Origin of the sequence: Actinoplanes oryzae, from assembly GCF_030757795.1 — a bacterium.
Classification (GTDB): domain Bacteria; phylum Actinomycetota; class Actinomycetes; order Mycobacteriales; family Micromonosporaceae; genus Actinoplanes.
In genome coordinates this window covers 34,578-49,540 of sequence record NZ_JAUQWH010000052.1, presented here as the reverse complement: position 1 = coordinate 49,540, position 14,963 = coordinate 34,578, and the positions used below count along the sequence as shown (strand labels likewise).

Below are 14,963 nucleotides of genomic sequence, written 5' to 3'. Positions count from 1 at the left end.
GTGCGCCGCCAGCGCAACCGCCACGCCGTCCGCGGCTCGGCCGTCGCGCGGGCCTGGGACCGTCTCGACCGCGCCTCCGCCACCATGGTGGGCCTGGCCGGCCGCCTGACCGGCCCGGGCGAGGCCGCCGTCGGTGAGGCGGCCACCGCCGAGCAGTGGCTCCGCGACCTCGGCCAGCGCGTCGCCAGCGTCGAGCGCGCGCTGCCCCTGACGCCGCCCGACCAGCGGGCCGCCCTGCAGGAGTCGCACGAGAGCCTGGCCGCGCAGTTCACCGAGGGCGTCACCGCCTTCGAAAACCTGGTCGCCTCCGCCGCGTCCTACGTCGCCGAGGACGGCCACCCGGTCGCCGCCGCGCAGCACCCGGCGCTGACCAGCCTGATCGACGCGACCGACCGGCTGCGCGGCATCGCCGAGGGCCTGTCCGAGCTGCGCCGCCCGCCGACCCCGGCCGCCTGACCTCGCCCGACCCGGGCCGCCTGAGTTTGCCTGATCCGGGCCGCCTGAGCTCGCACGGGCCGGGCCGCCTGACCCTGCGAGCCCGGCCGCCTGACCTCGCGTTTCCCAGCTGCGCCTGAGCTCGCGGGACTCCTCTGGCGCCGCGGTCGTCTTCATGCCAGGCCGAACTGGGCCTTCACGGTGGGCAGGAAGCCTGCGTCGCCGGTCGACTGGCGGGCCGCGAGGATCTGCTCGGCGTCCGGGCCGGCCGCGTAGCGGAGCTGGTCGGACCCGTCCGTCACCGCGCCGTAGACGACCTCCGCGATCGCCGCGGGCTCCGAGCCGTTCGCCACCAGCGGCCCGAGCTCGCCGAGGACGTTCCGCACGAGCGGCTGATAGTCCGGGATGGCCGGCTCGTTGTGGAACGCGAGCGACCGGCCGCCGAAGTCGGTCCTGATCCCGCCCGGCTCGACCAGCTTCACGCGGATGCCGAGCTCGCCCAGCTCGTAGTGCAGCGACTCCGAGAACCCCTCCACCGCGAACTTCGTACCGTGATAGAGCGTGCCGAGCGGGAACGCCAACCGCCCGCCGATCGAGGAGATGTTGACGATGACGCCGCTGCCCCGCTCGCGGAAGTGGGGCAGGACGGCCTGGATCGTCGCCAGCGGGCCGAGCACGTTCACGCCGAACTGCCGCTCGACCGTGTCCCAGGGGGTCGACTCCAGCGGCCCGTACGCGCCGTAGCCCGCGTTGTTGATCAGCGCGTCGATCCGTCCGAACCGCGCGAGCCCGGCCTCCACCGCGGTCGTGATCGACCCGGCGTCCTGCACGTCGAGCCGGGTGACCAGCACGTTGGGGGCGTCGAAGAGCGGGGCCGGCGTCCGCATGGTCGCGACGACGTTCCAGCCCCGGTCGGCGAAGAGCTGAGCGGTGGCCCGGCCGAGGCCGCTGGAGGTTCCGGTGATGAGCACTGTCTGAGTCATGAGTTCATCGTCGGGCCACCGCGTCGCGGACCCTAGATCGTTCCGGTCAGGCTCTTGCCCGATCCGCTCAATGAGCCATACTCGGCCCGTGGACGCCCTCACCGAGCTGCGTGACCTGATCCCCAAGCTGGCCGGCCGGGCCCCGCGCGGCAGCTGGCTGCCCGGCTCGCTGGTGTCGGCCGTCACCACCGAGACCCAGCCCTACTGCTCGAACTTCGAGCCGCTGTTCGCCGTCGTCGTCGCCGGGGAGAAGCGCCTGTCCCTGGCCGGCAACGAGTTCCGCTACGGCGCCGGCGAGTACCTCATCTTCTCGATGGAGCTGGCCGTCGCGGCCCAGGTGACCCGGGCCGACCCGTTCCTGGCGGCCGGGGTGCGGCTGCGGCCCGAGCTCGTCGCCGAGCTGCTGCTCGAGGCGGCCGAGGCGGCCACGCCGGCCACGGCGGGCCCGGGCGCCGGGGTCGCCGTGGCCGACGAGGAGCTTTTGGACGCCGTACTGCGGCTGTTGCGCCTGGTCGAACGCCCCCGCGACTTCGCCGTGCTGGCCAAGGGCATCGAGCGCGAGATCCACTGGCGACTGCTCACCGGCCCGCTGGGCGGCCTGGTGCGGCAGGTCGGGCGGGCGGACGACCGGTTCGTGCTCGTGCGCCGCGCCGCCCGGTGGATGGAGGAGCACTTCGACCGCGTGATCCGCGTCGACGACCTGGCCCGGCACGCGGGCGTCAGCGTCGCCACGCTGAACAGGCACTTTCGCGAGGTCACCACGATGAGCCCGGTGCAGTACCAGAAGCAGCTGCGCCTGCAGCGGGCCCGGATCCGGCTGGCCGCCGCGCCCGGGGACGTCGCCGCGATCGGGCACGAGGTCGGCTACGAGAGCCCGTCGCAGTTCAGCCGCGAGTACAGGCGGCTCTTCGGCATCTCCCCGAGCCAGACCTCAGCCCTGGCTGGTGTTGCTGATCATGCGCTGTAGCACCCGGACCGTCGTCTCGTAGTCGGCGTCGTCGATGCCCGCGTGGATGGCCGCCCGGATCTCCGGCGTGTGACTGCGCACGTCGAGCCGCGCCCGCTCGCCGGCGTCGGTGATCGTCAGCCGCCCCCGCTCGTCGGCCGCCAGCCAGCCCCGGTCCAGCAGCACCTCCGCCTCGGCCTCCAGATCGTCCTCCCGCCGCAGGTAGGAGCTCATCGCCCGGGTCAGCTCCGCGACCGTCATGCCCCGGCCGTCCGGCGAGATGTCGTCCGGGGAGAGGTGGCGCAGCAGCCAGAACTGCGGCTGGGTGACGCCGAGCTCCGCCTGCCGGGCCCGGATGAAGGCGATCACCGATTCGTACGCGAGCCCGGTCCAGTAGGCGACGGGCTCGGCCGCCAGAGAGGTCATGCGCCGACCGTAGGAACTCAACCTCTGTTGAGGTCAAGCCGCGTCCTCGGCGGCCCCGCGGCCATGGACCTCGGTCCCAGGACCGTGCGGCTCCCGTGCCGACCGCAGGGCCTCGCCGCGCAGCACGTCGGCCTCGGATGATGACGAGCCATCGGCCGAAGTTCGCCATGACCGCCACGAACAGGCACTGCATCGTGAGGTGCGTTTATCGGGCGGCCGGCCGCTCCGGTTGGCAGTGCGGGCACCAGTACGTGACCCGGTCGTCGAGCTCCGCCTTCTGGATCGCGGCGCCGCAGCGGCGGCACGGCTGGGCGCGGCGGCCGTACACATAGCTGGTCTGGCCGCGGCGCAGCGAGCCGGTGGTGGTCTGCGTCCAGCGCCCGCGGTTGGAGGCCACCAGCTTCTGCGCGAGCTTGACCGTGCCCGCGAGGTTCGCGACGTCGCGGACCGGGGTCCAGGGCCAGAGCCCGCGCAGGAACAGCGTCTCGGCCTTGTAGAGGTTGCCGACGCCGGCCAGGTTGCGCTGGTCGAGCAGGGCCTCGGCGATCGTGCGGTCGGGGCCGGCCGCGATCCGGCGGACGGCCTCGTCGGGGTCCCAGTCCGCGCCCAGCAGGTCCGGGCCGAGATGCCCGACCAGCGTGTCCTCCTGCGCGGTGGGCAGCAGCGCGACCTCGTGGATGTGATAGCCGACCGCCACGGACCGCGCGGTGCGCAGCACGACCCGGATCAGGTGCGACGGGCGGGTGAAGCGCTCACCCGGCCGGTACGCCCGCCACGCCCCCTCCATCCGCAGATGCGAGTGCAGCGTGAGCGGCTCCTCCCCGTCCCGCGTCAGGCGCAGCAGGAGATGCTTGCCGCGGCTCGCCGACTCGGCCACCGTCCAGCCCGTCAGGTCGGTCGTCGCGAGCTTGGGCACGCGGAAGTCGGAACCGGTCAGCACGTCGCCGGTCAGCGCCTTCTCCAGCACGCGGGCCGTGTTCCAGACGGTGTCACCTTCGGGCATGGCTCAATTCTTCCCCGGAAGCAGGGCGATCATGTCCTCCTCCGTGGCAGCCACCGGCCCGTCCCACGCGGGCACGACGGCGTCGAGCAGGGCGGTCGTCGGCGGGTCGATGGCGTCCGGCAACAGCCCCCGCCGTACGGCGTACGCCCGCACCGCCGTCAGCAACCGCGCTGCCTCGCCGACCAGGCCCGCGCGCGCCATCGCCAGCGCGCCCGTGTGCAGGCAGGACAGCACGCCGCCGATGTCGTTCTCGGCCCGGAAGCGCTCGATGGCCTCGTGCAGCAGCCCGAACGCCGTCGGAGGGGACTCGTCGAGCCACGCCCGGGCCAGGGACAGCCCGCCCAGCGCGGCACTCCAGCCCTGCCCGGCGCGGTGCGCGACGCCGATCGCCTCGGCCAGCAACCGGCGGCCGCCGTCGAGGTCGCCGAGCCCGGCCAGCGCCGCCCCGAGCGCGACGCGGGGGAGGACACCCAGCCACTCGGCGCCGAGGGCCGTACTGATGGCGATGGCCTCGCGGGCACCCTGCGCGCCGCGGGCGAACTCCCCGTACGCGTTCCACATCAGCGCCTCGTAGTACTTCAACTGCCCGAGCAGCTCGGACTTCTCGTCCCCGGCGATCAGGTCCAGCGCCTGGAGGAGATCCGTGCGGCCCGCGTCGAGCGACCCGCCGATCCAGTGCAGCGAGGCGCGGGCGCCCAGCGCACGGGCGCGGTCGCTGGGCGTGGCCGGGGCCGCGAGCGCCGCCGTGAGCGTACGGATTCCTTCCGCCACGTGCCCGCCCCGGAACCAGAACCACTCCAGCCGTCCCGCCGTCCGCAGCGCCTCGCCCGGCTCGGCCGTCAGGTCGTGCGCCAGGCCGGCGCGCAGGTTCGGCAGCTCGCGGTTGAGCACCCGGATGGCCCGGGTGGAGCGGTCGCCGCGCAGTTCCGGCCACGTGCGGGCGACGAGTGCGCGTACCCACGCGGCATGGGCGGCGCGGCTGGCATCCGGCGCCGGGTCGTGCGCGCGGCAGTACGCCCGGATGATCTCCAGCAGCCGGTACCGGACCGGGGTGACGGTGGTGTCGGCGGCCACCACCGAGCGCGCGACCAGCGACGACAGCGCGGACAGGTCGGAGCCCACCGCCGCCGCGCCCTCGAGCGTGAAGCCGCCCTCGAACGGCCACAGCCGCAGCAGCAGAGCCCGGTCGCCCGGTGGCAGCAGGTCGACGCTCCACGCGATGGTCGCCGCGAGCGTGGCGTGCGGGGAGACCGCCCCGTGCGGCACCGGCCCGTCGGCGGTGAGCTCGTGCAGGCCGAGCACCCGGGCGCGGGCCGCGGCGAGCTCCAGCGCCAGCGGGATGCCGTCGAGCGCTTCGGCGAGCCGGGCGAGGTCCGCGTCGTCCCCCGGGGAGGGCCGCCAGCCCGGACGCACGGCGGCGATGCGGTCGGTCAGCAACGCCACGGCATCCGTACGCGGCAGGGGTTCGACCGGCACGAGCCGCTCCCCGTCCACGCCGAGCGCCTCCCGGCTGGTCGCGAGGATGCGCAGCCGCGGATTGCCGGCCAGCAGCGTGACGGCGAGCCCGGCGACGGCCCGGATCAGGTGCTCGCAGTTGTCGAGGATCAGCAGGCCACTGACGCCGGTGATGCGGGCCGGCACGTCGGCCAGCCCCAGCGCCGTGGCTACCGCGGACGGCAGGTCCCGCGGCGCCCGGACGTCGGCCAGCCGGGCGAGGAAGCCGTCAGCCGCCCACTCCACCGCGAGCCGGGTCTTCCCCGCGCCGCCGGGGCCCACGAGCGTCACCAGGCGAGCGGTCCGGAACGCCGTGTCGAGCCACTCCTGCTCCGCCTTGCGCCCCACGAACAGCGACAGCGGCCGGGGCAGGGCCACCGGCGGCGCGGGCAGGAGGAGACCGGGGTCCTGGGCGAGGAGGCGGCGCTCGAGGCTCTGCAACGCCGGGCCCGGGTCCACGCCCAGGTCGTCGGCGAGCAGGGCGCGCACGCGGCGCAGGGCGGACAGCGCTTCCGCCTGGCGGGCGCTGCGGTAGAGGGCGAGGATGAGGAGTTCCCAGCGGCGCTCGCGGTACTGCTCCTCGCGTACGAGATCAAGCAGCTCGGCCACCGCGGCGGGTGCGTCGCCGACGGCCAGGAGGCCCGCCGCGCGCTCCTCCGCCGCGACCGCGTGCAGCTCGGTCAGGCGGGCGCGCTCGGCCTCCGCGAACTCGTCGAGCTCCGGGTACGGGCGCCCGCGCCAGCACCGCAGCGCCGCCTCGAAGTGCCCGGCTGCCACGGCCGCCTCGAACTCCGCCGCGTCGGTGCGCGCCACGAGGCGGTAGCCGGCGGGCGTACGCGGGAGGGCGTCCCGGTCCCCGAGGGCCTTGCGCAGCCGCGACACATAGGCCTGCAGTGACACCGCGGGGCTCGCGGGCGGCCGGTCGCCCCACACCGCCTCGGCGAGCCGGTCGTCGCTGACCGCCGCTCCCCGTGCCATGGCGAGGGCGGCGACGAGGCGGCGGGGTTGCGGGCCGCCGGGGTCGATGCGGCCGGAACGCGAGAGGACCTCCAGCGGTCCGAGGACACGGCATTCCAGCACGCGCGCAGCATACAAACGCAGGAGGCTTGCAAGCAGTCTGCAAGGCGACGGTCCCACTGTGGACGCATGACAGTCGACACCTGGGAAATGGTGCTCGTGCACCGGGTCTTCCGGCGCGAGTTCCGCATCCTGCCCGCGATCATCCGGGCCGTTCCGCCCGGCGACAAGGCCCGCGCCGAGGTGGTCGGCGAGCACCTCGGTGAGGTCTCGCACGGCCTGCACCACCATCACGAGGCCGAGGACGAGCTGCTCTGGCCGATCATGCTCGACCGGGTCGGGCTGCACGCCGACGTGGTGCACCGCATGGAGGCTCAGCATCTCCGGCTCGCCGAGCTGCTCGGCCGCCTCGACGCGCTGAACAGCCAGTGGCGCGCCTCCGCCCGGCAGGAGACGCGGGACGGGCTCGCCGACGTGGTCGCGCAGGTCTCGCCCGTGCTGGAGGAGCACCTGGGGGACGAGGAGCGCGACCTGCTCCCGCTGGTCTCGGAGTTCGTCACGCAGGCCGAGTGGGACGCCCTCGGCGAGCGCGGCAAGGAGATCCTGCCCAGGAACGACCTGCGCAAGGCGCTCGTCTTCCTGGGCGCGTCGCTGGAGGAGGCCTCGCCCGCGGAGGCCCGGCGCTTCCTGGCCACGCTGCCGCTGCCCGCGCGGGTGCTGTGGGCACTCTTCGGCAAGCGCACGTACGCCACCGCGCGCGACCGCGTCCGCCAGGGCTGAAGCCTCTTCACGACCTGCGGCGGGCCCCGCTGTGAAACAGCCTCAGCGCTCCGAGATCCGGACGACGTCGCCCGGCGTCACGGAGAGGACGACGACGGCCCGGCCGCCGTTGACCGCGATCGCGACGCGGCCGGCCGAGTCCTCGTAGACGATCAGCTCGCCGGGCCCGACGTCGCCGAACGTCTGGCCGCGGCGCGCCTTGACGCCGCCCACCATCAGCTCCGGGCCGAGCCCGCTGAGCATCCCGCCGCCCGCGGCCAGCTGCACGTTGCCGAAGCGGTCCACGGTCACGACCTCGGCCTCGACCCAGCCGTCGCCGACCGCCACGACCGGGTCGGGCAGCCGGACCACCGACTTCGGATCGACCGTCCGCCCGGCCTCGGCCAGCGGCGCCCCGAGGGCGAGCCGCGCGGCGACCGGCGAGAAGATGTCGCGCCCGTGGAAGGTGCGCGAGACGTCGCCGAGGAACCAGTCGGTGTTCGTGAGCTCGACCACCTCGTCGAGGCCCCCGAGCGCCTCGGCCGCCCAGACCAGCAGGCCGTTGTCGGGGCCGACGAGCAGGCCGCCGGGCGTGCCGACGGCGATGCCTCGGCGCTCGGTGCCGACGCCCGGGTCGACGACCGCGACGTGCACCGAGGGCGGCAGGTGCGGGGCGGTCTGGGCGAGGACGGCGGCGCCCCGGGCGACGTCGGCCGGCGGGACGTGATGCGTGACGTCGATGACCCGCAGCTGCGGGGCCAGGCGGCCGATCACGCCGTGGCAGGCCGCCACGAACCCGTCGAAGGTGCCGTAGTCCGTGGTGAGGCTGATCCATCCATACGCGCCCATGAGCCCTACGTTACTGCTCCCGCCGGGGCCGTCTGGCAGAGTTGATCTTATGCGTCTCGTCATCTTCACCGAGCCCCAGCAGGGCGCCACCTACGACACCCTGCGGCGGCTGGCCGTGGCCGCGGAGGACGCCGGCTACGACGGCTTCTTCCGCTCCGACCACTACCTCACCATGGGTGGCGACGGGCTGCCCGGCCCCACCGACGCCTGGATCACGCTCGCCGGTCTCGCCCTGCAGACCTCCCGCATCCGCCTCGGCACCCTGGTCACCTCGGCGACCTTCCGCCACCCCGGCCCGCTGGCGATCAGCGTCGCGCAGGTCGACCAGATGAGCGGCGGCCGCGTCGAGTTCGGCCTCGGCGGCGGCTGGTTCGAGGCCGAGCACACCGCGTACGGCATCCCCTTCCCGTCCGTCGGCGAGCGCTTCGACCGCCTCGAGGAGCAGCTCGAGATCATCACGAACCTGTGGACCACGCCCGAGGGCGCCAGCTACAGCTTCGACGGCAAGCACTACCAGGTCGTCGACTCGCCCGGCCTGCCCAAGCCGGTGCAGAGCCCCCGCCCGCCGATCATCGTCGGCGGCCACGGCAAGAAGCGCACCCCCGCGCTGGCCGCCCGCTACGCGCAGGAGTTCAACACCCCGTTCGCCAAGATCGAAGACCTGCCTGCCCTGTACGGCCGGGTGCGCACCGCCTGCGAGCAAGCCGGCCGCGAGCAGCTGCCCGTCTTCTCGTCCGCCGCCGTCCTGTGTGTCGGCAAGGACGACGCCGAGGTCGCCCGCCGCGCCGCCGCGATCGGCCGCGAGGTCGAGGAGATGCGCGAGAACGGCGGCATCGTCGGCACGGTCGACCAGGTCGTCGACACCCTCGGCCGGTACGCCGCCGTGGGCGCGGAGCGTGTCTACCTGCAGACGCTGGACCTCGCCGACCTCGACCACATCGAGCTGGTCGCCGCCCAGGTGATGCCGCAGCTGTGATGCGCCCGGGGGAAGGACGGCACCGTCCTTCCCCCACAGGCACGTAAAGTCGGACCCGTGCGGATTGTCACTGATCGTCTGACCCTGCGCCGCCCGGCCGCGCCGGACCTCGATGCGGTCTACGCGATCCACCACGACCCCCGCGCCTGCCTGCACAACCCCTCCGACCTGCTCGCCCGCCGCCAGGACGCCGAGCACCTGCTGCGCCGCTGGGACGAGCACTGGCAGCGGCACGGCTTCGGCTACTGGACGGTCCTGACCGAGCCGGGCACGCTCGCCGCGTCCGGGGCGGTCGCCGGCTTCTGCGGCATCAAGATCGTCCGCTTCCGCGACCGCGAGGTCCTCAACCTCTTCTACCGCCTCGACCCCGCCGTCTGGGGCGCCGGCCTCGCCACCGAGGCCGCCACCGCCGTCGTCGCCTGGGCCGGCGAGCACCTCCCGGACTGGCCGGTGATGGCCCGGATCCGGCCCGCCAACATCGCCTCCCAGCGCGTGGCCCAGCGCGCGGGCCTCACCCGCGACCCGGCCCAGGACGAACCGGGCGAGGACGGTCCCGACTGGATGTACACCCTCCGCTGGGACCGCCACCCCTGACGTTCCCGCGCCCGCCCGCCCGCGCAGCGTCCCCGCGGCTGTCCGCCCTCCGCCGTCGCCGCGAACGCCTGCCCTCCGCGGTCGCCGCAACGCCCGCCCTTTGCCGTCGCCGCGTGGCGCGCAGCACGCCGGTCGGAGCCCGATCAGCCGTGATGCGGACGGCCGAGCCCCGCGGCGCCCGTGTCGTGGTCGTGCAGGAGATGCTCGAGCGCCGTCAGCTCGGCCCTCTCCACGCCGCTGAACCAGCGCACGACGACCAGCGCGATCGCGCTGACCGACGCGAAGATCAATGCTGCGCCGATCGACTCCGCGGCCTTGCTCCACAGGTCGTCGCCGCCGACGCTCACCTGCAGGAACCCCAGGGCGACGGCGCCACCGACCACCCCGGCGACCAGATGCGCGATGCGGCGGCAGAAATGGGCCCGCCCGAGGGCCGCCACGGCGGGATGCACCCCGGCGCCCCGGTCGTCGCCGGAACTCGGTCGCTCATCGGCGGCGTGCTGCTCGATACCCATGCCATCCTCCCCAGGCCGGGTGTGTCGCTCCTGCCCGCAAGCCTGGTCGCGAAGTCGTGACGCCCCCATCCGGGAACTCCCTGAACGCCCCCCTCGCGCAACGTCGGCGGACCATCCGGGACGCTGAGCAAGCCCGCGCAGCACCGAGCACGTGCCGCGCAGTGCCGAGGAGCGCCGCGCAAGTGCCAAGTAAGTGCTGCGCAGTGCCAAGTGAGTGCTGCGCAGTGCCGAGCGAGTGCTGCGCAGTGCCGAGCGAGCGCTGCGCAGTGCCGAGCGAGCGCCAGGCGCCCAGGTGCCGTCCCCGCCGTCCGGGAACAGCCCCGCGAAGGGAACCGATGGCCGGTCTCAGCCGCGCAGGCGCAGGCCCCGGGGCGTCGCGCGGAAGCCGGCCGCCGACAAGGCATCCCGCAGCGGCGACGCCAGCACCGATTCGCCGTCGGCCCGCTCGACCGACATCGGGCCGAGGGCGCCCGAGCGCACCGAGCCCGCCAGCGCCTGCCCGGCGGCGACCAGCGCCTCGGTGTCGTCGGTGTAGGACAGGAGGGTCCGGCCGCCCCGCTCGACGTAGAGGATCAGGTCGCCGCCGACCAGGACGACCAGGGCGCCCGCCTTGCGGCCCGCGCGGTGGCCGGTGGCCGGGGCGGTCTCGCCGGTGCCGTTGTCGACCACGCGGTCCGGCCAGGGAAGGGCCGCGCCGTAGGGGTTCGCCGGGTCGGTGGAGGCGAGGACGACCGCCGTGGTGCCCGTCCGCTTCGCCAGCTCGGCGGGCTCGGACAGCGCCCGCAGGCGGTCGACCGCGCCGGGCACGGCGAACTGGGCCGCGCCCAGGCCCTCGACGAAGTAGCCGCGCCGGGCCGCCCCGCGCTCCTCCAGCGCGCTGAGCACCGGGTAGACCGCCGCGAATCCGCCCGTCACGCCCTCGGCCAGCACGGCGCCGCGGGTCACGACGCCGTGCCGCTCCAGCAGGAGGTCGGCCGTCGCCGCGGCGCGCCGGGTCGGGTCGAGGTCGCGGTCGGGCAGCCGGGACCAGCGGCCGACCATCTGCGGGGGCCCCGAGCGGGCCGGCATGACGGGGCGTCCGGGGCGGCGGTAGCGGGTGCGGGCCGGGGCGGCCTTCGCCTTGTGGGCGCCGCTGCCGCCGAGGAGGGCCCGCAGCGGCGCGATCGTGTCGTTGGTCAGGTGGCCGGCCCACACGAGGTCCCACACCACGGCGGCGAGCGCGCTGTCGTCGGTGGAGTGCACGCGGTCGGAGAGGCTGCGGAAGAACAGCGCCTGCCCGTCGGCGAGCGTGTCGAGCACCGCCTGGTGCAGGGGCGTCAGGGCCAGCTCCTCGTCGGGCGGCGGGAGCAGCAGCGGGGCACTGTCCGCATAGGCCAGCGTAACCCAGCCGTCGCCGCCGGCGATGCTGCCCGAGCCGGCCCACAGCACCTCGCCGCCGGCGCACAGCTCGTCGAGCTGCGGCGGCGCGTAGTCGGCGACGCGGGCGGGCAGGATGAGCCGCTCCCAGGCCGACGCCGGGGCGGCCACCCCCTGCAGCTGCTCCAGGGAGGCGGCGAGCGCGTCGACGCCGCGGGAGTTGCCGCCGATCTGGTGCCACCGGGGGAGGAAGGCGGCCAGCACGCGCGGTGCCACCGGCTCGATCTCGCGGCGCAGGGCGGCCAGGCTCCGGCGGCGCAGCAGCCGCAGGACTTCGGCGTCGCACCACTCGGAGCCGGCGCCGCCGGGGGAGAACTCGCCGGACACCACGCGGCCGGTGGCGCTCAGCCGCTTGAGGGCCTGCTCCACCACGAAGACGCCCAGGCCAAACCGCGCCGCGCACGTCGCCGCCGCGAACGGCCCGTGGGTCCGGGCATAGCGGGCCACCAGGTCGCCGAGCGGGTCGGCCACCGGCTCCAGGTACGCCTCCGGCACGCCCACCGGCAGCGCCACCCCCAGCGCGTCCCGGTAGCGCCCGGCGTCCTCCACCCCGATCCAGCGCTCCTCGCCGGCGACGCGGATCAGCAGGGCGCGCCGCGACGCGGCCAGCTCCTCCATCCAGGCGAGGTCGACCGAGCGGGCGGTCAGGTCGGCGGGGGACAGGTCGCCGAGCAGGCGCAGCAGCTCGGCCGCGTCCTCGGCGTCGCGGGGCGCCCGCTGCGTGGTGAGCCACTGGAGCTGGCTCTCGCTCTCGGTGACCACGGCGGGGTCGAGCAACTCACGGAGGTCGACGCGGCCCAGCAGTTCGCCTAGCAGCGTCGAGTCGAGGGCGAGGGCGGCGGCGCGGCGCTCGGCCAGCGGCGCGTCGCCCTCGTAGAGGAAGGCTCCGACATAGCCGAACAGCAACGATCGGGCGAAGGGCGACGGGCGCGGGGTCTCGGCCTCGACCAGGCGGACCTTGCGCCCGGCGATCTCGCGCATCAGCCCGACCAGCCCCGGCACGTCGAAGACGTCCTGCAGGCACTCGCGGGCGGCCTCGAGCGTCACCGGGAAGTCGGCGAACTCGCGCGCCACGTCGAGCAGCTGCGCCGAGCGCTGGCGCTGCTGCCACAGGGGCTGGCGGCGCTTGGGGTCGCGGCGGGGCAGCAACAGCGACCGGGCGGCGCACTCGCGGAAGCGGGACGCGAACAGCGCCGAGGTGCCCACCGACTCCTCGACGATCTGGGCGATCTCCTCGGGGTCGAACGCCACGAGGTCGGCGCCGGGCGGCTCCTCGGCGGTGTCGGGCAGGCGCACCACGATGCCGTCGTCGGAGGGCATGACCTGACCGTCCACCCCGTAGCGCTCGCCGAGGCGCCGGCCGATCGCCAGCGCCCACGGCGCGTTGACCTTGGCGCCGAGCACGCAGTGCACGGTCATCCGCCAGTCGCCCAGCTCGTCGCGGAAGCGCTCGACCACGATCGTGCGGTCGTCGGGCAGGTTGCGGGTCGCCTCGCGCTGCTCCCGCACGTACGCCACGAGGTTGCCGGCGGCCCACTCGTCCAGCCCGGACGCGCGCAGCGACCCCACCGCGGCGTCGTCGCCCGCCCGGACCAGCCCGCGCAGCCGGGCCCCGATCGCCCGGCCCAGCTCGACCGGGCGGCCGAGCGCGTCACCCTTCCAGAACGGCATCCGCGCGGGCGCCCCCGGCGCGGGCGAGACCAGCACCCGGTCGGGCGTGATGTCCTCGATGCGCCAGGAGGTCGAGCCGAGCAGGAAGACGTCGCCGACCCGCGACTCGTAGACCATCTCCTCGTCGAGCTCGCCGACGCGCGACGCCTTCTCCGAGCCGGCCAGGAACACTCCGAACATCCCGCGATCGGGGATCGTGCCGCCGCTCGTGACGGCGAGCCGCTGCGCGCCCGGGCGGCCGGTCAGCACGTCGCTCGTCCTGTCCCACACCAGGCGCGGGCGCAGCTCGGCGAAGGCGGTCGACGGATAGCGCCCGGACAGCATGTCGAGCACGGCGTGCAGGGCGGAGTCGGGCAGCTCGGCATAGGGCGCGGCCCGGCGCACCAGGCCCGCCAGCTCGTCCACCTGCCACTCGTCGAGGGAGACCATGGCCACGACCTGCTGGGCGAGCACGTCGAGCGGGTTGCGGGGATAGCGCAGCTCCTCGATCGCGCCCTCACCCATCCGCTCGGCGACGACCGCGCAGGAGACCAGGTCGCCGCGGTGCTTCGGGAAGACCACCCCGCGCGAGACCGCCCCGACCTGGTGGCCCGCTCGGCCGATGCGCTGCAGCCCGGCGGACACCGACGGCGGCGCCTCGATCTGCACGACCAGGTCGACGGCGCCCATGTCGATGCCCAGCTCGAGGCTGGAGGTGGCGACCACGGCCGGCAGCTGCCCGCTCTTGAGCGCCTCCTCGATCTGCTTGCGCTCCTCGCGCGACACGCTGCCGTGGTGGGCCCGGGCGACGACCGGCGGCGCCCCGCCCGCCTCGCCCGACTGCGCCATGATCTGAGCCGGCGGCCGTTTCCCCTGGTCGGTGCCGCGCCCGCCGGCCACCGTGGCCCCGGGGACCGCGCCGGAGGCGGCCTCGGCCCGCTCGACCGCCAGCTCGTTGAGCCGCGCGCACAACCGCTCGGCCCCGCGCCGCGAATTGGTGAAGACGATCGTCGACCGGTGCTCCTGGATCAGGTCGAGCACCCGCTCCTCGACCGCGGGCCAGATCGACGGCGAGTGCCGCCCGGCGCCCGGGTCGTCCATGTCGGGCTCGGGCACCTCGTCGAGCCGGGTCATGTCCTCGACCGGGACGGTGACCTCGACGTCGATGGTCTTGGCGGACCTGGGCTGCACGATCTCGACATCCTGCGCGCCGCCGAGGAAGCGGGCGGTGTCCTCGATCGGGCGCACGGTCGCGGAGAGGCCCACCCGCTGCGCCGGCTTGCCCAGCAGCGCGTCGAGCCGCTCGAGCGAGAGGGCGAGGTGCGCCCCGCGCTTGGTGGCGGCGACGGCGTGCACCTCGTCGATGATCACCGTCTCGACGCCGCGCAGGGACTCGCGGGCCGCCGACGTGAGGAGCAGGAAGAGCGACTCGGGCGTCGTGATCAGGATGTCCGGCGGCGTGCGGGTGAAGGCCCGCCGCTCGTCGGCCGGGGTGTCGCCGGTGCGCATGCCCACGGTGATGTCGGGCGGCGGCACGCCGAGCCGCCCCGAGGCCTGCCGGATGCCGGTCAGCGGCGCCCGCAGGTTGCGCTCGACGTCGACCGCCAGTGCCTTGAGCGGGCTCACGTAGAGCACGCGGCAGCGATGCTTCGGATCCTCCGGCGCGGGCTCGTGGGCCAGCCGGTCGAGCGACCACAGGAAGGCGGCCAGCGTCTTGCCGGAGCCGGTAGGCGCGACCACGAGAGCGTTGCGCCCCGCCCCGATGGCCCGCCACGCGCCCGCCTGGGCGGCCGTGGGCGCGGCGAAGGCGGCGCGGAACCACTCCCGGGTGGCCACACCGAACTGCTCCAGCACGTCCTGCATGAAATCCATGGTGCCCCGGGGGTACGACAAAAATCGC

Annotated in this window: 12 protein-coding genes; 5 read left to right on the top strand and 7 right to left on the bottom strand. The window is 74.8% G+C overall.

Features of this window, described 5'->3' with window-relative positions; genetic code table 11:
* Positions 1–456 (top strand): phage shock envelope stress response protein PspM (gene pspM, locus RBH18_RS18885; RefSeq protein WP_456237629.1); only part of this gene is annotated, 456 nt, incomplete at its 5' end.
* A gap of 152 nt (positions 457–608) precedes the next feature.
* Here pspM and RBH18_RS18880 read toward each other — a convergent pair.
* Positions 609–1,418 carry an SDR family oxidoreductase gene (locus tag RBH18_RS18880; RefSeq protein ID WP_306209545.1) on the bottom strand — a complete coding sequence of 270 codons (810 nt, stop codon included), beginning with the start codon at positions 1,416–1,418 and terminating at the stop codon, positions 609–611.
* A gap of 88 nt (positions 1,419–1,506) precedes the next feature.
* Here RBH18_RS18880 and RBH18_RS18875 point away from each other — a divergent pair, with 88 nt between their 5' ends.
* Positions 1,507–2,385, top strand: coding sequence for an AraC family transcriptional regulator (locus RBH18_RS18875; protein ID WP_306209543.1), 879 nt, complete (start codon positions 1,507–1,509; stop codon positions 2,383–2,385).
* Here RBH18_RS18875 and RBH18_RS18870 read toward each other — a convergent pair.
* From RBH18_RS18870 to RBH18_RS18860, 3 genes are all read right to left on the bottom strand, one after another.
* Entirely contained in the window at positions 2,350–2,790 is a 441-nt protein-coding gene (locus tag RBH18_RS18870) for a MarR family transcriptional regulator (protein ID WP_306209541.1), read from the bottom strand. The two genes, RBH18_RS18875 and RBH18_RS18870, sit on opposite strands and share 36 nt — an antisense overlap.
* A 205-nt stretch (positions 2,791–2,995) precedes the next feature.
* Positions 2,996–3,793: a DNA-formamidopyrimidine glycosylase family protein gene (locus RBH18_RS18865; protein ID WP_306209539.1), complete on the bottom strand. Its 798-nt coding sequence runs from the start codon at positions 3,791–3,793 to the stop codon at positions 2,996–2,998.
* A gap of 3 nt (positions 3,794–3,796) precedes the next feature.
* The gene (locus tag RBH18_RS18860) at positions 3,797–6,367 is read right to left on the bottom strand and encodes a BTAD domain-containing putative transcriptional regulator (RefSeq protein ID WP_306209538.1); all 2,571 of its coding nucleotides are present in this window, start codon (positions 6,365–6,367) and stop codon (positions 3,797–3,799) included.
* A gap of 66 nt (positions 6,368–6,433) precedes the next feature.
* On the opposite strand from RBH18_RS18860, the gene RBH18_RS18855 reads away from it, so the two are divergent.
* Positions 6,434–7,084 (top strand): hemerythrin domain-containing protein, encoded by a 651-nt coding sequence (locus RBH18_RS18855; RefSeq protein ID WP_306209536.1) that lies wholly within the window; start codon positions 6,434–6,436, stop codon positions 7,082–7,084.
* 42 nt (positions 7,085–7,126) lie between these two features.
* On the opposite strand, the gene RBH18_RS18850 is transcribed toward RBH18_RS18855, so the two are convergent.
* Positions 7,127–7,912, bottom strand: coding sequence for an SAM hydrolase/SAM-dependent halogenase family protein (locus RBH18_RS18850; RefSeq protein WP_306209533.1), 786 nt, complete (start codon positions 7,910–7,912; stop codon positions 7,127–7,129).
* A gap of 49 nt (positions 7,913–7,961) precedes the next feature.
* On the opposite strand from RBH18_RS18850, the gene RBH18_RS18845 reads away from it, so the two are divergent.
* Positions 7,962–8,888, top strand: a complete 927-nt coding sequence (locus RBH18_RS18845; RefSeq protein ID WP_306209531.1) for an LLM class F420-dependent oxidoreductase — start codon at positions 7,962–7,964, stop codon at positions 8,886–8,888.
* A gap of 57 nt (positions 8,889–8,945) precedes the next feature.
* Positions 8,946–9,482: a GNAT family N-acetyltransferase gene (locus RBH18_RS18840; protein ID WP_306209529.1), complete on the top strand. Its 537-nt coding sequence runs from the start codon at positions 8,946–8,948 to the stop codon at positions 9,480–9,482.
* A 143-nt stretch (positions 9,483–9,625) separates the two neighbouring features.
* Here RBH18_RS18840 and RBH18_RS18835 read toward each other — a convergent pair whose 3' ends face one another.
* Complete coding sequence (locus RBH18_RS18835) at positions 9,626–9,997, bottom strand: hypothetical protein (RefSeq protein WP_306209527.1); 372 nt, start codon at positions 9,995–9,997, stop codon at positions 9,626–9,628.
* A gap of 345 nt (positions 9,998–10,342) precedes the next feature.
* Positions 10,343–14,935, bottom strand: a complete 4,593-nt coding sequence (locus RBH18_RS18830) for an ATP-dependent helicase (RefSeq protein WP_306209525.1) — start codon at positions 14,933–14,935, stop codon at positions 10,343–10,345.
* Positions 14,936–14,963 lie beyond the last annotated feature (28 nt).

What these genes read in the sequence shown, in the direction of transcription:
- RBH18_RS18880 (WP_306209545.1), bottom strand. Translation starts at nt 1,418, where the DNA reads ATGACTCAGACAGTGCTCATCACCGGAACCTCCAGCGGCCTCGGCCGG.
- RBH18_RS18830 (WP_306209525.1), bottom strand. Translation starts at nt 14,935, where the DNA reads ATGGATTTCATGCAGGACGTGCTGGAGCAGTTCGGTGTGGCCACCCGG.
- RBH18_RS18865 (WP_306209539.1), bottom strand. Translation starts at nt 3,793, where the DNA reads ATGCCCGAAGGTGACACCGTCTGGAACACGGCCCGCGTGCTGGAGAAG.
- RBH18_RS18850 (WP_306209533.1), bottom strand. Translation starts at nt 7,912, where the DNA reads ATGGGCGCGTATGGATGGATCAGCCTCACCACGGACTACGGCACCTTC.
- RBH18_RS18870 (WP_306209541.1), bottom strand. Translation starts at nt 2,790, where the DNA reads ATGACCTCTCTGGCGGCCGAGCCCGTCGCCTACTGGACCGGGCTCGCG.
- RBH18_RS18835 (WP_306209527.1), bottom strand. Translation starts at nt 9,997, where the DNA reads ATGGGTATCGAGCAGCACGCCGCCGATGAGCGACCGAGTTCCGGCGAC.
- RBH18_RS18855 (WP_306209536.1), top strand. Translation starts at nt 6,434, where the DNA reads ATGACAGTCGACACCTGGGAAATGGTGCTCGTGCACCGGGTCTTCCGG.
- RBH18_RS18845 (WP_306209531.1), top strand. Translation starts at nt 7,962, where the DNA reads ATGCGTCTCGTCATCTTCACCGAGCCCCAGCAGGGCGCCACCTACGAC.